At 72.9% G+C, this 814-nt stretch carries 1 pseudogene; it reads left to right on the plus strand.

What is annotated here, in order from left to right:
- Positions 1-109: 109 nt before the first annotated feature.
- Positions 110-814, plus strand: a pseudogene (locus tag CU044_RS38945) (hypothetical protein); the annotation flags it as partial.

The following is an 814-nucleotide window of genomic DNA, read 5'->3' on the forward strand; positions in this document are numbered from 1 at the left end:
TACGCGTCACCGTCTCCACCCTGCGCCGCAAGCTGGGTGAACCGGCCCTGCTGCACACGATGACCGGAGTCGGCTACTACCTGGCACCGGCCCCGTGAGCACCGGCCCTGTGAGCACCGGCCCCGTGACCACCGGCCCCGCGAGTACTCTCCGGAGCCGGCTCACCATCCGCACCCGGCTGACCCTCACCTACGCCGGGCTCTTCGCGGCGGCCGGTGTGGCCATGATCGGCCTGCTGTATCTGTTCATGAACTACGGGCCGACCTACGCCCCGAACCTCGTGAGGGTCCCGGTCCTGTCCGGTCCGGGTGCCGGTACGGACGACCGTGCCGTACCCAGTGACGGTACGAGTGCTGACAGCGCGGCGGGCGCCGCACCCAGTGCCGGCACGGGTGCTGGCACGGGTGCGGGTGCGGGTGCTGAGGCGAGCGCCGTACCCACTGCCGGTGCGGTCGCGGGCGCCGTACCCAGTGCTCCTGCGGATGCCGCCGGAGAGGCGGGCGCCGCACCCAGTACCGCCACGGATGCCGGTGCGGAGGCGCGCGCCGAATCCAGCGCCCCCGCGGACGCCGCCGCGGAAGCCGACGGCGCGTCCGGCACAGGCGCGTCAGAGGCCCGGCCGACGAGGTCGGGCATCACCACGTTCGAGGTCGCGTCCAAAGCCGACTTCCTCGACGCGTTGCTGATCTTCAGCGCCGTGGCCCTCCTCGTCCTGCTGGTGATCGCGGTGGTCCTGGGCTGGTTCGTGGCGGGGCGGATGCTGGCGCCGCTCCAGCGGATCACCGCGACCGCCCGGAGCATCGCCGGTTCCACG

This window comes from Streptomyces sp. L-9-10 (assembly GCF_004151105.1).
Lineage (GTDB): Bacteria > Actinomycetota > Actinomycetes > Streptomycetales > Streptomycetaceae > Streptomyces.